We start from the raw sequence: 17,728 nt of genomic DNA, 5'->3' as shown, positions 1-17,728 counted from the left end.
GACCGGGAGTCCGTCTGTGAAACGCCACGAGTTCCTGCGCGAACTGCACAAGGTCGTCGGCAACCGCAACTACCTGGAGATCGGCGTCAACGACGGCCGCAGTCTGCGGCTGGCGCGGGTGCCCAGCATCGCCGTCGACCCCGCGTTCAAGGTGACCTCGGAGATCCGCTGCGACGTGCAGCTGGTGAAGGCCACCAGCGACGAGTTCTTCGCCCGCCCGGACCCGCTGGCGCACCTCAGAGGCGGCCGCAACCCCTGGCACAACCTGCGCCGCGGCCGCCACCCCCTGGGCCGCTGGCACCGCACCACCCTCGACCTGTCCTTCATCGACGGCATGCACCTGTTCGAGTACGCCCTGCGTGACTTCGTCAACGTGGAGCGGCACTCCGACTGGGCGAGCGTCGTCGTGTTCGACGACATGCTGCCGCGCAGCGTCGACGAGGCCGCCCGCGACCGTCATACGACCGCCTGGACCGGCGATGTCTACAAGCTGATCGAGATCCTCGACCGGCACCGGCCCGACCTCGTGACGGTCCTCGTCGACACCCGGCCCACCGGTCAGCTCCTCGTCTTCGGCGCCGACCCGCGCAACGAGGTGCTCCGCGAGAGCTACGACGACGTCGTCGCCGAGTTCCTGGTGCCCGACCCGCAGAAGGTCCCCGAGGCCGTTCTCGACCGGGTGCGCGCGGTGCCGCCGGAGGCGCTGCTCGAGGCGGGCTTCTGGCGCCCCCTGGCCCACGCCCGCAACCGTGGCCTGCCCCGCTCCCGGGGCTGGGCCCCGCTGCGCGACGCGCTGAGGCGGCTGACGGCAGGCTGCTGAGCGGCGGGCCCGGCCTCTCGGCCGGGCCCGTCCCTCACTCACCGCGGGGCCGGTCCCTCCCCAGCAGCCGGTGCAGTGCCCGTCGCATCCGGCGGGCGAGGCGGCGCATCCGGCGGGCCGCCCTCCGCAGTCCGCCGGGCCGGGGTGCCGCCACCGGGCGCACGCCGTCCACACCGACCCGCAGGGACACGGGCAGGGGGTGGAAGCGGGGCTCCCGTGCCTCCGGCGCGAGGCACAGCGCCGTACGCCAGGTCCGCCCCGTGAGCTCCTTCGTGGGCAGGACCGCCTCCAGGCGCCCGCCCGCCAGGAGCACGGCGGGCACGTCGTGAGTGCCCGTCCCGGTCAGCCGCAGCAGCACCTCCGTGCGCACGGGCACGTACAGGGGCAGGTCCGCGCCGATCCGGGGCCCGTCGACCGACACGTCCCCCGGCGTGAGCCGGCCGAGGCCCAGTCGGCTGCCCGCCCGGCCGACGTCCAGCGCGAGACTCGCGTGCCGGTCGGTCCAGTACGGCAGCACCACCCGGCCCGCGACGACCCCGGCGGGCGGGGCGGGCCGCTCGTGGCGGGGGGCCGGGCCGAGACACAGTTCCTTGGTCCAGCCACCGAGGCCCACCCGCACGTACGCGTCCCACAGACCGTCGCCCGGCAGCACCTCCCGCGCGGACGGGTCGACGGTCGCCGCCCCGCGCAGCACCAGCCGCACCCGGCTGCCGTCCCCGGCCGGAACCGTCTCGCGCACCACCTCCACCGGCTGGAAGTACTGCGCCGAGCTGGCCCGGTCGCGCAGCAGCAGATCCGGCCTGGCCCGGCCGAACCGGCCGACGGTGTCCTCGCCCAGCCAGCGCACGGCCTCGCCGACGTCGGCCGGCGGCCACCGCGGGGAGCCGCCGGCGGCCGGGAACGTCATGGGTCCGCCCTCGTGGGTGAGCTCGGCGGCGAAGGCGATCCGCAGCAGGCCGTCCCGCCATTCGACGCCCTCGGGGTCGACGGTGAGCGCGACGCCCGACTCCCACTCGGCGAACGCGACGACATCGTCGTAGCGCCCGTCGGTGACGAGCGCGGCGACCACCCGCTGGGTGGGCTGCAGCGGCGCCGCGACACCGGGCCCGAACCGCTCCACGACCACCCCGTGGATCTCGTCGAACAGCTGCCGGCGGTAGTCCTCCGGCTGGGTGAGGAAGCGCCGGCCGCGCAGCCGCTCGACCATCTCCACGCGCAGCCATCGCCGGAAGAGCCGGTCGCGCAGCGGGCCGGGCTCGGTGTACCGCTCGACGACGTCCAGGGCCTCCCGGAGGTTCTTGAAGTAGCCCACGGGGTCGAGGCGCTGGAAGCCGGCGTTCGAGGAGTCGCGGCGGCGGACGTGGTAGTAGCAGACGTAGTCGCTGAGCACCGACACGTTGTCGGCGCGGAGATAGGCCTCGGTGACGAAGACGTGGTCCTCCAGGCGCCGCCGCCCCTCGGGGAAGCGCAGCCCGGTGCGGTCCAGGAACTCCTTGCGGACCATCTTGTGCGGGGTGAGGCTGTCGATCAGCGGCGCGTTCTCGACGCTCGCCTTCGGCCGGTTGCGCCGGAACAGCTCCATCGGCACCCCGCGGCCCCTGCCCACCATCTTCCCGACGACGACGTCGGCGCCGTGGGCCACCCCGTACGCGTACATCCGTTCCAGGGCCTCGTCGCCGAGATGGTCGTCGTTGTCGACGAACATCACGTACTCGCCCCGGGCGAGGTCGATGCCGACGTTGCGGGGCCGGCCGGACCAGCCGGAGTTCTCCTGGTGGACGACCCGTACCCGGGGGTCCTCGGCCGCGAGGGCGTCGAGGCGTGCCGGAGTGGCATCGGTGGAGCCGTCGTCCACGAAGATCACTTCGTACTCGTCGGGCGGCAGCGACTGCCCGAGCAGCGAGGCGACGCAGTCCTCGATGTAGGGGCCGGGGTTGTAGACGGGGACGATGACGCTGACCTTGACCGGCATCGGGCTCCTGGCTCCCTCTGGTCCTGCCTGATCCCGCCGTCGGGCGGATGCGCGTGGCCCGATGCTAACTCCGCCGGCGGCAGGCCACCTGTCCTGTTCCCCAGCGTTCATCAGCCGTTGCCCGCCGTTCCGGGGGACTGAGGCGAGTCGTACCGCTTTCGGCCGAACGGGGGAGCGGCCCGCCGGACCGCCCCGGGACGGAACACGCCCTAGCCTGGTGGGGTGCGCCTGCTCCTCATGTCCGACACCCACCTGCCCAAGCGCGCCAAGACCCTCCCCGCGCCGCTGCTCGACGAGATCCCGCGCGCCGATGTGGTGATCCACGCGGGGGACTGGGTCGACACCGCCACCCTCGACCTGCTGGCGGACCGCAGCCGCCGGCTCATCGGTGTGTACGGCAACAACGACGGCCCCGACCTGCGCGCCCGGCTGCCCGAGGTGGCGTACGCCGACCTGGGCGGCCTGCGGTTCGGCGTCGTCCACGAGACCGGCCCGGCGCAGGGCCGCGAGGCCCGTTGCGCCGCCCGCTTCCCCGATCTCGACGTGCTCGTCTTCGGGCACAGCCACATCCCCTGGGACACCACGGCAGCGGGCGGACCGCGCCTGCTGAACCCCGGCTCACCGACCGATCGCCGGCGTCAGCCGCACTGCACCTATCTGACCGCCGCCGTCGAGGCCGGCCGCCTCACGGACGTCGTCCTGCACCGGCTGCCGGGCCGGGGCACCCCGTGAGAACCGGGCCGCGCCCGGCCTGAAGGTCGGAGGCGGCCCGGCGCTTGCGAGTGCGCGTATGTTCCACGGACCTCCTTCCCGCACGGGGATACGAGGGCCCTCACGGATGTGAGGGCATTGGACATGCATGCCTGCCCAATGGGGGGCGCGTACCCCGCCCCACTCCTCCCACACACCTATTCCGGCTGATTCCGTGCGGTGCGTCCGTGGATCGCGCCCGTCGTCACGGTGAGGGGTGCCCCGCTGCCGCCCCAGCGCAGCGCGACGATCTCGGCGGCCACCGACACGGCCACCTCCCCGGGCGTACGGGCGCCGAGGTCGAGGCCGACCGGTGAGCGCAGCCGCGCCAGCTCGGGCCCGGTCAGTCCGGCCTCGACGAGCCGCCGGCGCCGCTCGTCGTGGGTACGGCGGCTGCCCATCGCCCCGATGTACGCGGCGGGCCGGCGCAGGGCCTCCTGGAGGAGCGGAACGTCGAACTTGGGGTCGTGGGTGAGGACGCAGATCACCGTGCGCCCGTCGGTGTCCGTGCCGCGCAGATAACGGTGCGGCCAGTCCACGACGACCTCGACGCCCGGCGGGAACCGGCCGGCCGTCGCGAACACCGGCCGCGCGTCGCACACCGTCACCCGGTAGCCCAGGAAGTCGCCGACGCGGGCCACGGCGGCCGCGTAGTCGATCGCACCGAACACCAGCATGCGCGGCGGTGGAGCGAAGGAGTGCAGGAACACCGCCACCGCGTCCTCGCGGCGCTGCCCGCGCGGCCCGTAGTGCCGTACGCCCGAGGCGCCGAGGGCGAGTCCGCCGCGCGCGTCGGCCGTCACCGCCGCGTCCAGGCCGGGTGTGCCCAGGGTTCCTGCGACCCGGTCCGGCCGGACCGCGAGGGTGGCTCCGCGCGGTGCCGGGCCGTCGGTCACCGTGGCCGCGGTCACCGGCTCGCCCGCGGCGACCGAGGCGGCGACCTCGCCGAAGGCCGGGTCCAGTGCGGGCGTCACCGGCCGCACCAGCACGGTGATCTCGCCGCCGCAGGTCAGCCCGGCGGCGAAGGCGACGTCGTCGCTGTACCCGTAGGTCTCGAGCCGGGCCTCGCCGCTCGCCACGGCCTCCCGGGCGAGTTCGAACACCGCGCCCTCCACGCAGCCCCCGGACACGCTGCCCACGACCTCGTCGTCCGGCCCCACCGCCATCGCCGCCCCCGGCTCGCGCGGCGCGCTGCGGCTGACCGCGACCACGGTCGCGAGGCCGAACGGCACACCCGCGGCGTACCACGCGCCGAGCACCGGCAGAATCTCGCGCACCCTTGAACGTTAATCCGTTGCCGCGTCCCCCGCCGTTCTGCTGCACTGCGCGGGTACCACTTCCCACCAGAGCCAGGAGCAGAGATGCGCACACCGTTCATGTCCACCCCGAAGGAAGGAATGACCCCCGTTTCGAAGGACATGACGCTTCGTGCACCTGCTCAACCTCGGAATCCTCGCCCACGTCGACGCCGGTAAGACCAGCCTCACCGAGCGGCTGCTGCACGCCGCCGGGATCATCGACGAGATCGGCAGCGTCGACGCCGGCAGTACGCAGACCGACACTCTCGCGCTGGAGCGGCAGCGCGGCATCACCATCAAGTCCGCCGTCGTCTCCTTCCCGGTCGACGACGTCACCGTCAACCTCATCGACACCCCCGGCCACCCCGACTTCATCGCCGAGGTCGAGCGGGTGCTCGGCGTGCTCGACGGGGCCGTCCTCGTCGTGTCGGCCGTCGAGGGCGTCCAGGCGCAGACCAGGATCCTCCTGCGCACCCTGCGCCGGCTGGGCATCCCCACGCTCGTGTTCGTCAACAAGACCGACCGGCGCGGCGCCCGTGACACCGGCCTGCTGAGCGAGCTGGCCGAGCGGCTGTCGGCGCCGGTCGTCCCGATGGGCACGGTCACGGGCCTGGGCACCCGCGCGGCCGCCTTCCACGAAGGCACGGTCACGGCGGACGTCCTCGCCGAGCACGACGACGACCTGCTCGCCGCGTACGTCGAGGGCACCCTCACCCCCGGCCGGGTACGGGCCGCCCTGCGTGCCCTGACCGGGCGCGCCCTGGTCCACCCGGTGTACTTCGGTTCCGCCGCCACCGGCGCGGGCGTGCCCGAACTCGTCTCCGGGATCAAGGAGTTGCTGCCCGCCGCCGAGGGCGATCCCGAGGGCCCGCTGTCCGCGGCCGTCTTCAAGGTGGAACGCGGCCCGGCGGGCGAGAAGATCGCCTACGCCCGCGTGTTCTCCGGCACCCTGCGCACCCGCGACCGGGTGCCCCACGGAGACCGCGAGGGCAGGGTCACCGCGATCGGCGTCTTCGACCACGGCACCGACGTACGGCACGAGTCGGTGCCCGCCGGCCGTATCGCCCGCCTGTGGGGCCTCACCGACGTCCGCGTCGGCGACAGCCTCGGCGTCCCCCGCAAGGAGTACGGCCGCTTCTTCGCGCCGCCGACCCTGGAGACGGTCGTCGTGCCGGGCCCGGCCACCGACCGGCGCTCCCTCCACCTGGCCCTCACCCGGCTGGCCGAACAGGACCCGCTGATCGGCCTGCGCCACGACGAGGTCCGCCAGGAGACGTCGGTGTCGCTCTACGGCGAGGTGCAGAAGGAGGTCGTCCAGGCGACCCTCGCGGACGAGTACGGCCTCCAGGTCACGTTCCGCGAGACGACCCCTCTGTGCGTGGAGCGCCCGGCCGGCACCGGAGCGGCCGCCGAGTTCGTCAAGAAGGACGCCAATCCCTTCCTCGCCACCGTCGGCCTGCGCGTGGAGGCGAGGCCGCCCGGCACCGGAGTGACCTTCGGGCTGGGGGTGGAGCTCGGCGCGATGCCGTACGCGTTCTTCAAGGCGGTCGAGGACACCGTCCGCCGGACCCTCCGCCAGGGACTGCACGGCTGGGAGGTCACCGACTGCGCGGTCACCATGACCCACTGCGGCTACTGCCCCCGCCAGAGCCATGCCCACCAGGGCTTCGACAAGAGCATGTCCAGCACCGGTCACGACTTCCGCGGTCTGACGCCGCTGGTCCTGGTCGAGGCGTTGCGCCGGGCGGGCAGCCGGGTGCACGAGCCGATGCACCGCTTCCGCCTCGAGGCCCCGGCGGACACCCTGGGCGGGCTGCTGCCGGTACTGGCGGCCCGGCGCGCCGTTCCGCAGACGACGCAGACGCGGGGCGGGCGGTGTGTGCTGGAGGGAGTGGTGCCGGCCGCGCAGGTGCACGGTCTCGAACAGCGGATTCCCGGGCTGACCCGGGGCGAGGGGGAGTGGGAGAGCGCCTTCGACCACTACGCGCCCGTCGTCCACGGAGCGGTCCCGGAGCGGCCGCGGACGGACCACAACCCGCTCGACAGGAAGGTGTACCTGCTGAACGTGACGGGCCGGACGGGCGCCTGAGGCTGATCCGGACGCGAGAGGTGAACAATCCTCAACCTTACTGGTGAGTCAGAAGTATTGACGGTGTCCGGAAATCACCCGACTGTAGTGGACATGCCGAATATCCGGGCACGTCTGCTCGCTGTTCTGGTTGTCCTCATCGGACTCTGCGGCTTTCTGACGGCGGCGGGCACCTCGTCCGCCGCCGAGGCCACCGTCCCCGACTCCCTCTCCTTCGACGGCACGGCGCTCACCGTCTCGAACGGCCGCTTCATCGACGCGAACGGCCGTGAGGTCGTCCTGCGCGGCTACAACGTCTCCGGCGAGACCAAGCTCGACGAGAACCACGGCCTGCCCTTCGCCTCGGTCGCCGACGCCAAGAAGTCGGCGACGGCCCTGCGCGCCCTCGGCGGCGGCAACTCCGTGCGCTTCCTGCTCTCCTGGGCCTACGCCGAACCGGTCAAGGGCCAGGCCGACACCGCCTACCTCGCCGCCGCCACCGCGCAGATGCGCGCCTTCCTCGACGCCGGCATCCGCGTCTACCCCGACTTCCACCAGGACCTCTACTCCCGCCACCTGTTCAACTCGGGCAGCTGGTACACCGGCGACGGCGCCCCCGCGTGGGCGGTGGCACTGGGCGGCTACCCCGCGGAGTCCTGCGGCATCTGCCTCCTCTGGGGCCAGAACATCACCCAGAACGGCGCGGTGAAGGCCGCCCAGTACGACTTCTGGCACAACAACTACGGCCTCCAGGACTACTTCCTGGCCACCGCCCAGAAGACCATGGCGTACATCAAGACGAACCTCACCACCGAGGAGTTCACCGGCGTCCTGGGCTTCGACCCCTACAACGAGCCCTACGCCGGCACCTACGACTCCGGCCAGGCCAGCCGCACCTGGGAACGCGACCTGCTGTGGCCCTTCTATGTGAAGTTCCGGGCCCGGATGGACGCGGCCGGCTGGACCGACAAGCCCGCCTTCGTCGAGCCGAACCTCTTCTGGAACGGCAACGTCAGCAAGGAGGAGGGCGGCCTCCTCGACGCGGGCACGCTCGGCTCCCGCTACGTCTTCAACACCCACTTCTACGACCAGAAGGCCATCTCCGGCATCCTGATGTGGGGCAACGCCGAGGACGGCCAGTACGTGACCGACTTCGGCACCGTCCGGGACCGTGCGTCGGCGGCCGGGACGACGGCGATCGTCAGCGAGTTCGGCCATCCCCTGAACGGCAGCACCGCAGGCAAGGCGCCGACCGTGGTGAAGGCGATGTACCAGGCCCTGGACTCCCGGGTGAAGGGCGCCAACTGGTGGACCACCCCGTCCACTTCGGGCCCGGTCCTGTCCGGTTCGCAGTGGCAGTGGGACATCTACAACGGCCGCCACCACGAGCTGATGAACGGCAACGCCGACAAGGTGCTCACCACCGGTGACGCCTGGAACGACGAGGACCTCTCCGCCGTACGGCTCGACGACAGCGGTGTGGTGACGCTCCGTCAGGACGCCCGGCTCCTGGACCGCGTCTACCCGAGCGCCACCGCCGGCTCCACCGTCGCCTTCACCTACGAGGACCGCTCCCGCGACGGCTCCACCACCCTCACCTGGAACCCGGTGCCCAGCAGCCTGCCGAACGTGTCCTCGCTGGTCGGCTCCGGCCAGTACGGCGTGCTGGTGTGGCGCTCGGGCGGCGGCACGGCTCCGACCGAGCTGCATCTGCCCGCGTCCTTCCCGACCGCGTCCACCACGGTCGTCTCCGACCTGGGCACGGTGTACGGGCCGCCGGCGTACACGTCCTCGACGAAGATCGGCGCGGCCGTGGAACCGGGCGGGACGGGCAGCCGCCGTCTGCTGCTCAGCGCCCCGGACTCCGGCGTACTGCACTACGCACTGGTCACCAACGGCGCCACCTCGCCGTCCGCGACGCTGCTGGCCGCGGCCCGCAGCGAGCTGGCGGCATGGGTGGCCTCGAAGATCGGCTAGCGCCGGCCGCACGGGAAGGGGGCGGGTGCCCGGCACCCGCCCCCTTGTGTGCACCCGGCCTGGTCAGCTGCCGGTGCCGGTCCAGTCCGGGGCCACGTGGCCCAGCCGCACCCGCTGCGGGTGGTCGCCGACCGGGACCGAGAGGACCTTCTGGCCGGTGGCGAAGTCGATCACCGTGACCTGGTCGGCACCGCTCTCGGAGATCACGCAGTCCTTGCCGTCACCGCTGACCGTGGCCCAGTACGGCTTGGACGCGGTGACCAGCGGGCCCTCCTGGAGGGTGGCGCGGTCGACGACGGTCGCGTAGTCGTCCATCGTGCCCGCCACGCACAGCTTGGTGCCGTCCGGCTTCATCGAGAGGCCGTGATGGCGCGAGTCGTTGACGAACGTGGTGCGGTCGTCGCTGGTCGCCGAGTTCTTCGGCAGGGTCTTGGTGCGGGTGATGCGGTCGGTGGCGAGGTCGTACTCGAAGAAGCCGTTGAAGAACGACACCTGGAAGTACAGCTTGGACTCGTCCGGCGAGAAGACCGCCGGGCGCACGGCGTCCGAGTAGTCGGTGAGACCGATCGCGTCCAGCTTGTCCCGCATGTCGATGGTCTTGACCTGCTTGTACGTGGTCGCGTCGACGACGGTGATGTGCCGGTCGCCCTTCGTCCAGTCCAGCCACGGCGCGTCCAGATCGGTGTTCACGTCGCCGATCGCCATGTTGTAGATGTACTTGCCGTCCTTGGTGAAGATGTTCTCGTGCGGCTTGTCGCCGGTGGCGAACGAGCCGACCTGCTTGCCGGTGTCGATGTCGAGGACGTGCACGGTGTTCGCGGTCGACGCGGAGACCGCGACCCGGGTGCCGTCGGGGGAGACCGCCATGTGGTCGGATCGGTAACCCGACACGGGGAAACGCCAGTTGATGGCCCCGGTGGACAGGTTGATGGAGACCACGTCGGCGAAGCTGGGGCGGGAGACGACCACGGAGGAGCCGTCCGGCGTGGAGTACATGTCGTCCACGAACTGGTCGTGGCCCTCGCCGACGCCGTTGCGGATGGCCTGGAAGTAGATCCACTTGATCGGGTCGGCGTTGATCTCCGCCATCCGGGCGTCCTTGTCGGGGATCACGTTGATCCGGCCGACCTTGGCGAAGTCACCGGTGGACTTGATGACGTCTGCGGTGCCCTCCCAGTTGTTGCCGACGAACAGCACCTCGCGCAGCGAGGCGCCGGACGCCGCGGTGGCCGCGGTCGCGGGGGCGGTGACGGTCAGGACGAGGGCGGCGGCTACGGCGCAGAGGTGCCTGGTTCTGAAGGCAGCCATGAGAGCTCACTCCTCCGGAGTGGGGAACGGGTGCGGGGCAGGGCGGGCAGGGCAGGGCTGAGCGGCTCGACGGAGTCCCGAATCTGAACACGGTCACGTTCAGAATTGACTTACTGGAAAGTAAGGAAGGGATGCCCTTCGCCACAAGGGTCCGTGCACGACAAAATTGACGGCGGGGGAGCAGGGAGCGACGAGGGAGGGTGCAGTGACGGGCAGGCTCAGGGCGCCGACCGGGCGTTACGGCGGCAGGACCGCGGCCGAGCGGCAGGCGGAGCGGCGCGGACGGTTCCTGGACGCGGCACTCCGGCTGTTCGGCGGCACGCCCGGCTACCGCTGCACCACGGTCGCCGCGCTCAGCGAGGCCGCCGGCCTGTCGACCCGCCAGTTCTACGAGGAGTTCCACACCCTCGAGGACCTTCTCGCGGCGCTGCACCTCCAGGTCAACGACTGGGCGGAGGAAGCGGTCCTGGCCGCCTTCGAGGCAGCCCAGGGCCTGCCGCTGGCCGAACGGGTCACCGCGATCTTCCGCGCCTACGCCGGGAGCGTCACCGCCGATCCGCGCCGCATCCGCATCACCTTCGTCGAGATCGTGGGGGTCAGCCCCCGCCTGGAGGAACAGCGCCTGGCCCGCCGCGCCCGCTGGGTCGAACTGATCTGTGCCGAGGCGACGTCCGCCGCCGCCCGCGGTGAGGCGGCGCAGCGCGACTACCGCCTCGCGTCGACGGCCTTCATCGGCAGTGTCAACGGCCTCCTGCACGACTGGAGCGCGGGCTGGGTGGACGCCACGCTGGACGAGGTGGTCGACGAACTGGTCCGGCAGCTGCTGGGGATACTGCGGCCGCCGGGGTGGGAACCGGCCGGGAGGTAGCCGGCGCCGAGAAGCGACCGGTGTCCGTCAGCCGGCGGTCGCGGGCCCGAGCCCGTCCGGGAGATGAGCGGCGACGAGCGCGACCGCCTCCTCGGCCGTGTCGGTGTGTCCGATCGGCGCTGCGACGCGCAGCCGGTGGACCCGGAACCGGCCGTCGGACATGGGTGTGACGGCAGGCGCACGCACGTCGTACGGATACCGGGTCCGGCTGCCGAGGCACAGCGTGAAATGGCTGGTGAACGGGTAGAGCCGACGCGTCAGCGGGTGCGCGGCGGCCGCCTCGAGCAAGGGGACCACGCCCGGGTACGGTGCACCGGGCCTGAGGATCTCCTGCCGGTCACGGTGCCACTGCCAGACCAGCAGCAGCTGCCGCCACCGCACGTCGACCGCCTCGGCGGGCCCGCGGAGGTGCGCCGCGGCAAGATCCGGCAACTCCGGCTTGGGCGGCAGGGACCGGTGCCGCGCGGGGGTGGAGTTCTCGGTGTTCACCGTGCCAGTGTGCCGCGGGCCGGGCGGAAACGCTCACCCGAGCCGTCCGACCGTCTCCACCACCCGCCCCGTCCCGTCCTCCGACCGCACCCGAGCCCCCAACTCCCTTGCTCTCTTGCTGTATCGGGGATCGCGGATGGCCCCGACGAGGACCCCCGCCAGCCCTTCGGCGGTCAGCCGGCGCAGCGGCACCGTCCGGGGCGCCACCCCCAGGCGCACCAGGCGGTCCGCCCAGAAGCCCTCGTCGAACTGGATCGGCACCGGTACGGCCGGCACCCCCGCCCGTACGCCCGCCGCCGTGGTGCCCGCGCCGCAGTGGTGGACCACCGCCGCCGTCTCGGGGAAGAGCAGCGAGTGCGGGACCTCGTCGACGGTCAGCATGTCGTCGCCGTCGGCCGCGAGACCCGCCCAGCCGCGCTGGATCACCCCGCGCAGCCCGGCCAGTCGGAGCGCCCGTACGACCTCGGCGCTCAGCCGCCCGGGATCGGGCACCGTCGCGCTGCCCAGACCGACGTAGACCGGCGGCGGACCGGCGTCCAGGAAGTCCCGTAGCGCGGAGGGGAGCCGGGCCGTGCCGTCGTACGGCCACCAGTAGCCGGTGACGTCCAGACCGGCCCGCCAGTCCCGGGGGCGGGGCACCACCAGCGGGCTGAAGCCGTGCAGGACCGGACGCGGCGGGCGGTGGCCGCGGGCGGGCGGCAGGCCCAGCCGGGCGCGGAGTTCCGGCAGCGCCGGGGCGAAGACGCGGTCCACGGCCCACTCCACGCCGTGCCCGGCGAGACGGTTGCCGAGCGCGCCGAAGGTGCCGCCGCCCAGCATCGGCGGCGCGAACTCCCGGGTGGGGGCGATCGGCTGGAGCGGCAGGTCGAGCGCGGGCAGGCCGAGCCCCTCGGCGACGGTGTGGCCGAGCGGCGCCATGGACGCGGACAGCAGCAGCGCGTCGCTGGTCCGGGCCGCCGCCACCACGTCGTCGGTCATCCGTCCGACCAGCGCCCGCGCCATCCGCACCACCCGTGCCAGCTTCCCCGCCCCGGTCGCGCTGCGGTGCAGCCCGCGCCCGCGCGCCGACTCCAGCTCGGTCCTGGGATCGACCGGGAGGGGATGGAAGCCCACGCCCGACCCCGCCGCCAGGGGCGCGAACCGCTCGTGGGTGACCAGGGTGACCTCATGGCCCGCGCGCACCAGGGCGTGCCCCAGACCGGTGAAGGGGGCGACATCGCCCCGGGAGCCCGCCGTCATGATCGCCACTCGCACGACGGACAGTATGGCGGCGTCCAGGCCGGTGAGCGCGAAGGACGTTGCGAAAGCGGCCAGTTCACTCATGGGACCGGTCACACCACTTCCGTCACATCCGTTGACTTCACCGTGCCGCGGCTCTACTTTCAGCGCGCCAATACGTTCGGTTCGCCGACATCGGTTCGATATTTCGAATTCTGGAGCCGCTGCATGCTTCCCCCACCGCGCTCGAGCCTCCTGAGGCGCTGCAGATCCGCCGCCGTACGCCTGCTCGCCCTGGCGCTGACCGCGAGCGCCGCCCTGCTGTTCGCCACCGTCGCCCCCGCGCAGGCCGCGACGAGCCGTCAGATCTCGGTGTCCACCGCCCCGATGGGCTGGGCGTCCTGGAACAGCTTCGCCGCGAAGATCGACTACAGCGTCATCAAGAAGCAGGTCGACGCGTTCGTCGCGGCGGGCCTGCCGGCCGCCGGCTACCAGTACGTCAACATCGACGAGGGCTGGTGGCAGGGCACCCGGGACAGCGCGGGCAACATCACCGTCGACGAGTCCGAGTGGCCCGGCGGCATGAGCGCCATCGCCGACTACATCCACAGCAAGGGACTCAAGGCCGGCATCTACACCGACGCCGGCAAGGACGGCTGCGGCTACTACTACCCGACCGGCCGCCCCGCCGCCCCGGGCAGCGGCAGCGAGGGCCACTACGAGCAGGACATGACCCAGTTCTCCAAGTGGGGCTTCGACTTCGTGAAGGTCGACTGGTGCGGCGGTGACGCCGAGGGACTCGACGCGGCGACCACGTACACCGCGATCAGCGACGCGGTGGCGAAGGCGACGGCCACCACCGGCCGCCCGCTGACCCTGTCCATCTGCAACTGGGGCTACCAGAACACCTGGAACTGGGCGCCGGGTCTCGCCCCCATGTACCGGACCAGCACCGACATCATCTACTACGGCAACTCGCCCTCGATGACGAACCTGCTGTCCAACTTCGACCAGGGCCTGCACCCCACCGCCCAGCACACCGGCTACTACAACGACCCGGACATGCTGATGGTCGGCATGGACGGCTTCACCGCCGCCCAGAACCGCACCCACATGAACCTCTGGGCCATCTCCGGCGCCCCGCTGCTCGCCGGCAACGACCTCTCCACGATGACCACGGAGACCGCGAACATCCTCAAGAACCCCGAGGTCGTCGCCGTCGACCAGGACCCGCGCGGCCTCCAGGGCGTCAAGGTCGCCGAGGACACCAGCGGGCTGCAGGTCTACGGCAAGGTCCTGTCCGGCACCGGCAAGCGCGCCGTGGTGCTGCTCAACCGCACCTCGGCCGCCGCGAACATCACCGTCCGCTGGGCCGACCTGGGCCTGACGAACGCCTCCGCGACGGTCCGTGACCTGTGGTCCCGGTCCGACATCGGCTCGTACAGCACGAGCTACACCGCGAGCGTCCCGGCGGGCGGCTCGGTCATGCTGACCGTGACCGGCGGCACCGAGGCCTCGGGCAGCACCTACACCGGCACGTCGAGCTTCTCCGGCGTGGTCGCCGGCGCCACCGGCCTGAAGGTCGTCGACGTCGCCTACACCAACACGTCCTCGACGGCCCGGACCGCCACCCTCAAGGTCAACGGCCAGACCACGACCACGGTCTCCTTCCCGCCGACCGGCTCCAGCCAGGGCACGATCAGTCTGCTGGCGGGCCTGTCCAAGGGCTCGTCCAACACCCTGACCTTCACGAACGCCCCCACACTCGCCGACATCACGGTCAAACCGCTGCCGGGCGCGAACGGCAACCAGGTCGTCGGCACCCAGTCCGGCCGCTGCCTCGACATGTACAACAGCACCATCACCAACGGCACCCAGGCCGAGATCTGGGACTGCAACGGCGGCCAGAACCAGGCCTGGACGTACACCTCCCGCAAGGAACTCGTGGTCTACGGCAACAAGTGCCTGGACGCCTACAACCTCGGCACCACCAACGGCACCAAGGTCGTCATCTGGGACTGCAACGGCCAGAACAACCAGAAGTGGAACGTGAACAGCAACGGCACCATCACCAACGTCAACGCGGGGCTCTGCCTCGACGCGAACGGGGCGGGCACGGCCAACCGCACCCCGATGGTGCTGTGGTCGTGCAGCGGCGCCGACAACCAGAAGTGGACGCTGAACTGAGCTCGGGCTGATCAGAGCGCCCCGAGTCGCCGGGCGGCCCCCGCCACCGTCTGCTCCAGCGGTACGGAGGGGGCCGGGTCCAGGTCAGCCGGGAGGCGACCTGGACCCCGGCGAACCGGCCGGCCGCCTGCTACTCGTCCCATGCCTGGATGATCGTCTGCTCCGCGATCTTGCCGTTGCGCAGCGTGATCATCGAGTCGGCCAGGACCCGCACCCCGTCCGCGTACTCGCAGGACTCGCTGAAGGCGGCCCGGTCGCCCTGGACGATGCACATCTCCAGCTTGTGGCTCATGTCCCGGCTGTAGACGTCGTCGAGGAGTTCGGCGATCTCGTTCCTGCCGTGCAGGACCCGGGGATTGCTGGGCTGGGTGTTGTGGTCGACGACGCGCAGTTCAGCGTCGTCGGTGTAGAGCGACAGCAGTGTCGTCGGGGTCTTGTCCTCTATCCCCCTGCGCAGGGTGTCGCTGTCGAAGGCGGAGCGTGCCGCGGTGCCCATGGTGACCTCCTTGGGGGGCCGCGGACCGAGGGGCCGGTCCGCCGGGCCCTCACCTTCGAGCGTCCTCTCCCGCACGGGCCTCGGCAAACGCAGCGGGGTGTCGTCCTGACGGGTGAGCACGGACCCGCCCCCGTGTCCGCCGGGGCACCGCCGCCGTTGCGGAGTACATGATCTCCACTCGACGCATTGCCGCCGCAGCAGCTCTCGCCGCGGGGGTCGCCGGTTTCGCCGCCCCGCTCGCGCACGCGGCCGAGGCCGTGGACACCGGCAGGTTCAACCCGGTCACCACTCTGGACACGCTCACCACGAGCGGGATCCCGGCCGAACACCGCGCCGCCCTCCCGCCGGTGTCCGGGCAACTGGCCGAGCTGAACAAGGTGAGCGAGCTCAACAAACTGAACGAGCTGCACCAGCTCACCGATCTCGTCGCCCCCGTCACCGGGCTGCTGCCCGCCGTCCGGGCCTGACCGTCCGGCGGATCACTCCGCCGTCGCGAGGAACTGCGTCGCCGCCAGCTCGGCGTAGAGCGGATCGCCCGCCACCAGCTCCCGGTGCGTCCCCACGGCCCTGACCCGGCCCGCGTCCATGACCACGATCCGGTCCGCCGTCGTGACCGTCGACAGCCGGTGGGCGACGACCAGGACGGTGGTCGTACGGGCCACGTCCGCGACGGTGTCGCGCAGCGCCGCCTCGTTGACCGCGTCCAGCTGCGAGGTCGCCTCGTCGAGCAGCAGCAGCCGGGGATGCCGCAGCAGAGCACGGGCGATCGCCACCCGCTGCCGCTCCCCGCCGGACAGCTTGGTCCCGCGATGCCCGACCAGTGCGTCCAGCCCCCGCGGCAGCCGGGTGAGGAGATCCTCGAGGCGGGTCGTCTTCAGCACCCGCCGCACGGTGTCGTCGTCCGCCCCCGGATTGCCCAGCAACAGGTTGGCGCGGAGCGAACCGGACAGCACCGGCGCGTCCTGCTCGACGTATCCGATGGCGGACCGCAGCAGCGACAGGTCCCAGTCGGCGAGATCCCGGCCGTCGAGGGTGATCGTGCCCGACTCGGGGTCGTAGAACCGCTCGATCAGCGAGAACACCGTCGTCTTGCCCGCGCCGGACGGTCCGACGAACGCCGTCATGCCCCGCGCCGGCACGGCGAACGTCACCCCGTGGTGGACGTACGGCAGGTCGTCGGCGTACCGGAAGCGGACGTCGGCGAAGGCGAGCGCGGCCGGTTCGGCGGCGGGGGAGGGCAGCGGCGCCGCAGAGGCGGCCGGCTCGGCGGGCAGCCGCAGCGCCTCCTGGATCCGGCTCAGGGCGGCCGACCCCGTCTGGTACTGGGTGATCGCACCGACGATCTGCTGGATCGGCGCCATCAGATAGAAGACGTACAGCAGGAACGCCACCAGCGTGCCCACGCCGATCGCGCCCGTCGCGACCCGCGCGCCGCCCACGGCGAGCACGGTGATGAACGCGGTCTGCATCGCGAGGCCCGCCGTGTTCCCGGCCGCCGCCGACCACTTGGCGGCCCGCACACTCTGCCGCCAGGACTCCTCGGCGGCCGCGTGCAGCGTCTCCTCCTCACGGTGCTCGGCGCCCGACGCCTTCACCGTGCGCAGCGCTCCGAGGACCCGCTCCAGCGAGGCCCCCATCACGCCGACCGCGTCCTGTGCCCGGCGGCTCGCCCGGTTGATGCGCGGCACGATCACCCCGAGCACCGTGCCCGCGCCCAGGATCACGGCCAGCGTCACCCCCAGCAGCACCGGATCCACCAGGCCCATCATCACCACCGTCGCGACGAGCGTGAGCCCGCCGGTGCCCAGGCCGACCAGCGAGTCGGTGGTGACCTCGCGCAGCAGGGTCGTGTCGGAGGTGATCCGGGCCATCAGATCGCCCGGCTCGCTGCGGTCCACGGCCGCGATCCGCAGCCGCAGCAGATACGAGGACAGGGCCCGCCGCGCTCCGAGCACCACCGACTCCGCCGTACGCCTCAGCACATACGAACCCAGCGCGCCCACCGCCGAGTTGGCCAGAACCAGCCCCGTCAGGGCCAGTAACGCGCCGGTTATCGCGCGCTCGTGGGACAGGTCGTCGATCAACTTCCGTGCCACCAGCGGGAGCAGGAGGCCCGTCGCCCCGGTGACGAGCGACAGCACCGCCCCGGCCAGCAGGGCCCGGCGGTGCGGCCGTACATAGTCGAGCAGCAGCCGCCACGGGGGCCGGACACCGGCTGTCTCTGGGTCGCTCACGGGGCTCCTAGAAGGTCGGGCGGAGCCTTCAGGCTACGGCGCC

At 72.0% G+C, this 17,728-nt stretch carries 14 protein-coding genes; 7 read left to right on the top strand and 7 right to left on the bottom strand.

Features of this window, described 5'->3' with window-relative positions:
- The first annotated feature begins 16 nt into the window (after positions 1-16).
- Positions 17-820 carry an O-methyltransferase gene (locus ABT057_RS03430; protein ID WP_352340732.1) on the top strand — a complete coding sequence of 268 codons (804 nt, stop codon included), beginning with the start codon at positions 17-19 and terminating at the stop codon, positions 818-820.
- Between the two features lie 34 nt (positions 821-854).
- On the opposite strand, the gene ABT057_RS03425 is transcribed toward ABT057_RS03430, so the two are convergent.
- Positions 855-2,792, bottom strand: a complete 1,938-nt coding sequence (locus ABT057_RS03425; RefSeq protein ID WP_352340731.1) for a glycosyltransferase family 2 protein — start codon at positions 2,790-2,792, stop codon at positions 855-857.
- Between the two features lie 222 nt (positions 2,793-3,014).
- On the opposite strand from ABT057_RS03425, the gene ABT057_RS03420 reads away from it, so the two are divergent.
- Entirely contained in the window at positions 3,015-3,524 is a 510-nt protein-coding gene (locus tag ABT057_RS03420) for a metallophosphoesterase family protein (RefSeq protein WP_352340730.1), read from the top strand.
- 176 nt (positions 3,525-3,700) lie between these two features.
- On the opposite strand, the gene ABT057_RS03415 is transcribed toward ABT057_RS03420, so the two are convergent.
- Positions 3,701-4,819, bottom strand: coding sequence for an XdhC family protein (locus ABT057_RS03415; RefSeq protein WP_352340729.1), 1,119 nt, complete (start codon positions 4,817-4,819; stop codon positions 3,701-3,703).
- 151 nt (positions 4,820-4,970) lie between these two features.
- Here ABT057_RS03415 and ABT057_RS03410 point away from each other — a divergent pair, with 151 nt between their 5' ends.
- Positions 4,971-6,929, top strand: a complete 1,959-nt coding sequence (locus ABT057_RS03410; RefSeq protein WP_352340728.1) for a GTP-binding protein — start codon at positions 4,971-4,973, stop codon at positions 6,927-6,929.
- 93 nt (positions 6,930-7,022) lie between these two features.
- Complete coding sequence (locus ABT057_RS03405) at positions 7,023-8,885, top strand: glycoside hydrolase family 5 protein (protein WP_352340727.1); 1,863 nt, start codon at positions 7,023-7,025, stop codon at positions 8,883-8,885.
- A gap of 63 nt (positions 8,886-8,948) precedes the next feature.
- Here ABT057_RS03405 and ABT057_RS03400 read toward each other — a convergent pair whose 3' ends face one another.
- A complete protein-coding gene (locus ABT057_RS03400; protein ID WP_352340726.1) occupies positions 8,949-10,193 on the bottom strand; it encodes a YncE family protein in 1,245 nt (414 codons plus the stop codon).
- A gap of 205 nt (positions 10,194-10,398) precedes the next feature.
- Here ABT057_RS03400 and ABT057_RS03395 point away from each other — a divergent pair, with 205 nt between their 5' ends.
- A complete protein-coding gene (locus tag ABT057_RS03395) occupies positions 10,399-11,061 on the top strand; it encodes a TetR/AcrR family transcriptional regulator (RefSeq protein ID WP_352340725.1) in 663 nt (220 codons plus the stop codon).
- 27 nt (positions 11,062-11,088) lie between these two features.
- On the opposite strand, the gene ABT057_RS03390 is transcribed toward ABT057_RS03395, so the two are convergent.
- On the bottom strand, positions 11,089-11,550 hold the full coding sequence (locus ABT057_RS03390; RefSeq protein ID WP_352340724.1) for a DUF6193 family natural product biosynthesis protein: 462 nt from the start codon (positions 11,548-11,550) through the stop codon (positions 11,089-11,091).
- 33 nt (positions 11,551-11,583) lie between these two features.
- Positions 11,584-12,789: a glycosyltransferase gene (locus ABT057_RS03385; protein WP_352340970.1), complete on the bottom strand. Its 1,206-nt coding sequence runs from the start codon at positions 12,787-12,789 to the stop codon at positions 11,584-11,586.
- A 207-nt stretch (positions 12,790-12,996) separates the two neighbouring features.
- On the opposite strand from ABT057_RS03385, the gene ABT057_RS03380 reads away from it, so the two are divergent.
- Positions 12,997-14,955 (top strand): ricin-type beta-trefoil lectin domain protein, encoded by a 1,959-nt coding sequence (locus ABT057_RS03380; RefSeq protein WP_352340723.1) that lies wholly within the window; start codon positions 12,997-12,999, stop codon positions 14,953-14,955.
- Positions 14,956-15,085: 130 nt separating this feature from the next.
- Here ABT057_RS03380 and ABT057_RS03375 read toward each other — a convergent pair whose 3' ends face one another.
- Complete coding sequence (locus ABT057_RS03375) at positions 15,086-15,451, bottom strand: nuclear transport factor 2 family protein (RefSeq protein WP_352340722.1); 366 nt, start codon at positions 15,449-15,451, stop codon at positions 15,086-15,088.
- A gap of 167 nt (positions 15,452-15,618) precedes the next feature.
- Here ABT057_RS03375 and ABT057_RS03370 point away from each other — a divergent pair, with 167 nt between their 5' ends.
- Positions 15,619-15,918, top strand: a complete 300-nt coding sequence (locus ABT057_RS03370; RefSeq protein ID WP_352340721.1) for a hypothetical protein — start codon at positions 15,619-15,621, stop codon at positions 15,916-15,918.
- Positions 15,919-15,930: 12 nt separating this feature from the next.
- Here ABT057_RS03370 and ABT057_RS03365 read toward each other — a convergent pair whose 3' ends face one another.
- Positions 15,931-17,685: an ABC transporter ATP-binding protein gene (locus ABT057_RS03365; RefSeq protein WP_352340720.1), complete on the bottom strand. Its 1,755-nt coding sequence runs from the start codon at positions 17,683-17,685 to the stop codon at positions 15,931-15,933.
- Between the last annotated feature and the right edge of the window lie 43 nt (positions 17,686-17,728).

The organism is Streptomyces sp. NPDC002588, from assembly GCF_040295925.1.
In the GTDB taxonomy this organism is placed as follows: domain Bacteria; phylum Actinomycetota; class Actinomycetes; order Streptomycetales; family Streptomycetaceae; genus Streptomyces.
This window is presented reverse-complemented; position numbering and strand designations above follow the sequence as displayed.

Excerpts from the sequence above, each read along its gene's own strand:
- ABT057_RS03380 (WP_352340723.1), top strand. The coding sequence starts at position 12,997 with ATGCTTCCCCCACCGCGCTCGAGCCTCCTGAGGCGCTGCAGATCCGCC.
- ABT057_RS03400 (WP_352340726.1), bottom strand. The coding sequence starts at position 10,193 with ATGGCTGCCTTCAGAACCAGGCACCTCTGCGCCGTAGCCGCCGCCCTC.
- ABT057_RS03385 (WP_352340970.1), bottom strand. The coding sequence starts at position 12,789 with ATGACGGCGGGCTCCCGGGGCGATGTCGCCCCCTTCACCGGTCTGGGG.
- ABT057_RS03425 (WP_352340731.1), bottom strand. The coding sequence starts at position 2,792 with ATGCCGGTCAAGGTCAGCGTCATCGTCCCCGTCTACAACCCCGGCCCC.
- ABT057_RS03375 (WP_352340722.1), bottom strand. The coding sequence starts at position 15,451 with ATGGGCACCGCGGCACGCTCCGCCTTCGACAGCGACACCCTGCGCAGG.
- ABT057_RS03370 (WP_352340721.1), top strand. The coding sequence starts at position 15,619 with ATGATCTCCACTCGACGCATTGCCGCCGCAGCAGCTCTCGCCGCGGGG.
- ABT057_RS03405 (WP_352340727.1), top strand. The coding sequence starts at position 7,023 with ATGCCGAATATCCGGGCACGTCTGCTCGCTGTTCTGGTTGTCCTCATC.